The sequence below is a fragment of the Neisseria sp. HMSC067H09 genome (assembly GCF_001814135.1).
In the GTDB taxonomy this organism is placed as follows: Bacteria; Pseudomonadota; Gammaproteobacteria; order Burkholderiales; family Neisseriaceae; genus Neisseria.
This window is the reverse complement of sequence record NZ_KV814862.1, coordinates 1-4,368: the sequence shown is the minus strand read 5'-3', so window position 1 is coordinate 4,368 and position 4,368 is coordinate 1. Positions and strand designations below refer to the sequence as shown.

Genomic DNA, 4,368 nt, shown 5'->3' with positions numbered 1-4,368 from the left:
CGCTACTGTCCTATTTTGATTTTAATTTACTATACTTTGGCCTTCACTCAACCCCAAAAAATAATTTTCATATCTTTCAAAAAGTTATCTTAATTTTAAAAATTTGTTATTGATAATAATTACTATTATTATATAATGCCAATTACTCGGATGCCGTCCTGCTTCGAGTCATTAAACAACGATCCCCCTCTTCATTTTCCTATCTTATTGGAGTGCGCATATACGAGACATACTGTTCCCCTTATATCAGATACTCAAAACCGAAAAACACAAAACCCGCTGCTTTTAAGTAACGGGTTTTGTGTTTTTCTCAAGCAAAACATGATTTGAAACCTAGTCATCGCTCCTAAACAATCTGTCCCTATGGTTCAAATACACCAAAGGGAAAACTAATATAATACGTTGGTTGAGGATCATATTGGCATTTCTATAAAACTGTCTTTACATTCCCTAGTTTTTACCAATCCACTTATACTCTATTAGCAATCAAGAGAAAACAAAAATGGCAGCTTGATTAACAAGCTGCCATTAATTTCCTCAGCGTATCTTTTTACCTGTACTTTTTTTTGAGACATTCCGTCCCAAAGGTTCAAGCTTAAACCCTCCGCCTAATTGGGTATTTAAATTGCTCCATGCAATCAATGACTCAGCTTGATATTGTGCTTTCTGCATTTTTAATTGGAGAAGTTCGTTCTGTTTTTGCAGAGCAGATAGACCATTATCTAATCCCGCATTGACACGACTATTCGCATTACGGACTGTTCTTTCTGCAGTTTCCTGCATTTTCTCCCAAATGCTTTGTCGTTTCTGCATATTTTGATAGTCAACAACCGCATCGGCAGCAGTACGCATGGCATTTAAAACAGTACGGTCATAAAGGGCTACCTGTTCATTATATTCGGCACGCCGCCCTGCCAACTTAGATTGCAATGCTCCTGAAGTAAAAATTGGCAGATTTAAGGCAGGAAGTACGCCGATCATACCCGATGTACGCCCTCGTACAACATTAAAAGCATCAATATGTGCCAGACCTGCCAAAACTTTGAGTTCTATATTGGGATAGAACTCAGCTTCTGTCGCTTTAACCGTATTGAACCGAGATTCCAACATAGCTTTTTGTGCCGCAATATCTGGGCGGGCGCCCAATAAATCTGCATGGATTTTATTGATTGGAACAACAGGAACTGCTGCCATTTTTTCAGTTATATACAAAGATAAACCGTCAGGGGTTATCCCGCTTAATATTGCTAAAGCATGACGCACTTTAGCAATTCGGCGCTCCAACTCCAGTTTTTCCAACTGCATACTTTGCTGTTGCATTTCAACCGGATAAAGCGATTCTGCAGAAGCCAGGCGGGCATTAATCCTTCTGCGTATCAGTTGCTGCATCTTGTCTGCAGTTTCCATACGCTCGGATAATAGATTTTGTTGTATTAACAACATCTGCCATGTGAAATATTGTGATGCAACCGCATTGGCGATATCAATACGCGTTTGATGAGCCTCGTATAGAATGGCCTTTCGCTTTCCTAATATTGATGCGGCCTGTTTCCGGTTTTTACCCCAGAAGTCAAACGACCAAGTACCCTGTAAAGCAGTATTTGCCAATAATAAGGTATGATCAGTATCAATATGACCAGATGAAGGCTTAGGGGCAACATATGCTCCCACCCCTCGCACGGACAACCCGATTTGCATTTTGCTTGCGGCTTCAGTGATTCCCAGCTGCGCTTGTGCTTGTTCGAAGCGCGCCTTAGCAATACGCAAATCGGGAGCATTACGGATAGAGAGTGCAACTAATTGGTTAAGTTTTGGGTCGTTCAGTTGCATCCACCACGCATCTTGAACCATGGCTGCAGACTTACCTTCAGATAGCCCGTAATTGGTAGGTTCTTCCAAAGGAGCCTGTTTACCGAATTGAGCGCAGGCAGAAAGTAGAATGGCGGTAGCGATACAGATTCCCTGTTTGTAGGGATTGGCTTTCATGGAATACTCCGTTTTATCATCGGTATCCGCCACATCCTGCATCCGCTTTATCAGCCCTCCAGCCGGCGCAGCAGCTTACCCAACAAATATTGCAACTGGTTGTAATCTTCATTGGTGAAATCTTTCCAAGCCTCTTGGCTCGTACTGGAAACCTGCGGCCATACTTTTTGGATAAAAACCTCACCTTCGGGGGTCAATTTTAGCACAATCTGACGGCGGTCCTGCTGGTTGATATAGCGTGCAACCCAGCCTCGGCTAACCATTTCGTCCGACAATCGGGTTGCACTGGTACGGGTCAGATCCATCAAATCACTCAAGCGTGATGGCAAAATTTCACTGTTCGGGCTGACGTAAACCGCCATCAAGGCAAACCAGAGGTTTTCATTGATACCATATACTTTCAGATTGTCATTCAGATGCGAACTGAGGCGTTCGGTTACGACTCGCAACATCCGTCCAGCCCTGGTCTGCTGCTCGGAAAATTGAGGCAGGCGGTCAGATAGGGTTTTTAATGCCGTGGTCAAATCGGTTTGTGAAAAACTCATGGTTTATTCCTCTTAATTACCAACTTCAATCGCTGCGCTCTTCCGACGAGGGCAACGATGAAAAAATCATTGAATCAAAATACCAAATATTTATTTTATGTGAACATACTAATCTAATTGACTATTCTTCTGATGAAAATCTGACAATCGGTTAAAGTTAATAACGAGTGGTACTTTTTATGCATAAAACATTATTTGCATTCGAGCGAACTACCCATTTTTGTCTTCCATCAAACCGACTCTTAGAACTTTCAAACATCTGCTTAGTTCTTACCACATAGCCTCATTTACCCGCAATTGACAGAAATAAGCTGAAAATAAAGCAATCATTTGAAAAATTACATTTTTAATCATTTTTTAAAATTGCGTTTACAATTCAAATCGTTTAATTGCGAATATCTTCAGACGATCCCCGATGCTGCATAAAGGTTACACATCACCCCTGCCTTATATTACAATCCGCCTTTCGTGGTTCGAAAACCTCCCACATTAAAAAACTAAGGAAACCCTCATGTCCCGCAATACCGAAGAGCTGCAAGGCATCTCTCTTTTGGGCAATCAAAAAACCCAATATCCGACCGGCTACGCTCCCGAAATTCTCGAAGCATTCGACAACAAACATCCCGACAACGACTATTTCGTCAAGTTCGCCTGTCCCGAATTCACCAGCCTCTGCCCCATGACCGGGCAGCCCGACTTTGCCACCATCTACATCCGCTACATCCCGCACATCAAAATGGTGGAAAGCAAGTCCCTGAAACTCTACCTATTCAGCTTCCGCAACCACGGCGATTTCCATGAAGACTGCGTCAACATCATCATGAAAGACCTAATTGCCCTGATGGATCCGAAATACATCGAAGTTTTCGGCGAATTCACACCGCGCGGCGGCATCGCCATTCATCCTTTTGCCAATTACGGCAAGGCAGGTACCGAGTTCGAAGCATTGGCACGCAAACGCCTGTTTGAACACGACAGCCAATAATCCATCCCCTTTTACGCATTTTCAGACGACCTTTTTCACAAAAAGGTCGTCTGAAAGCCTTTCCGAAAGATTTCCATGTACGAATTTACAACAGCGCAACAACAGAAGGCACTCTTCTGGCTGGTGCTTTTCCATATCCTCATCATTGCCGCCAGCAACTATCTGGTACAGTTTCCCTTCCAAATTTTCGGCATTCACACCACTTGGGGCGCGTTTTCCTTTCCCTTCATCTTCCTTGCCACCGACCTGACCGTCCGCATTTTCGGTTCGCACTTGGCACGGCGAATTATCTTTTGGGTCATGTTCCCCGCCCTTTTGCTTTCCTACATCTTTTCCGTTTTGTTCCACGACGGCAGTTGGACAGGCTTAGGCGCGCTATCCGAATTCAATACCTTTGTCGGACGCATCGCCTTAGCCAGCTTTGCCGCTTACGCACTCGGACAAATCCTTGATATTTTTGTGTTCAACAAATTACGTCGTCTGAAAGCGTGGTGGATCGCCCCGACCGCATCAACCGTCATCGGCAACGCCCTGGATACATTGGTATTTTTCGCCATTGCCTTCTACGCAAGCAGCGATGAATTTATGGCGGCAAGCTGGCAGGGCATCGCTTTTGTCGATTATCTGTTCAAACTCGCTATCTGCACCCTCTTCTTCCTGCCGGCCTACGGTGTGATTTTGAATATCTTGACGAAGAAGTTGACGACACTACATTCTGCTCCCCTCGCCAAACAGACGGTTTCTTTACAAGAAAACTGAAAGGAACGCTAAAAACTGCGTACCCGTATCAAAAAAAGGTCGTCTGAAACCTCAAATTCGGTTTGAACTGCACCCCAAAAGTTGGACATCCCC

General features: G+C 43.9%; 4 protein-coding genes and 1 riboswitch. Of the genes, 2 read left to right on the top strand and 2 right to left on the bottom strand.

The annotated features are described in order from the left end of the window. Positions 1-537: 537 nt before the first annotated feature. A complete protein-coding gene (locus tag HMPREF2954_RS01755) occupies positions 538-1,986 on the bottom strand; it encodes an efflux transporter outer membrane subunit (protein WP_045073320.1) in 1,449 nt (482 codons plus the stop codon). A 50-nt stretch (positions 1,987-2,036) separates the two neighbouring features. Then, positions 2,037-2,531 carry a MarR family transcriptional regulator gene (locus HMPREF2954_RS01750; RefSeq protein ID WP_045073318.1) on the bottom strand — a complete coding sequence of 165 codons (495 nt, stop codon included), beginning with the start codon at positions 2,529-2,531 and terminating at the stop codon, positions 2,037-2,039. Positions 2,532-2,993: 462 nt separating this feature from the next. Beyond that, positions 2,994-3,038: riboswitch (PreQ1 riboswitch) on the top strand. A 4-nt stretch (positions 3,039-3,042) separates the two neighbouring features. Here HMPREF2954_RS01750 and queF point away from each other — a divergent pair. Next, a complete protein-coding gene (queF, locus tag HMPREF2954_RS01745; RefSeq protein WP_045073316.1) occupies positions 3,043-3,516 on the top strand; it encodes a preQ(1) synthase in 474 nt (157 codons plus the stop codon). A gap of 75 nt (positions 3,517-3,591) precedes the next feature. Continuing rightward, a complete protein-coding gene (locus HMPREF2954_RS01740; RefSeq protein ID WP_045073314.1) occupies positions 3,592-4,275 on the top strand; it encodes a 7-cyano-7-deazaguanine/7-aminomethyl-7-deazaguanine transporter in 684 nt (227 codons plus the stop codon). Positions 4,276-4,368: the final 93 nt, after the last annotated feature.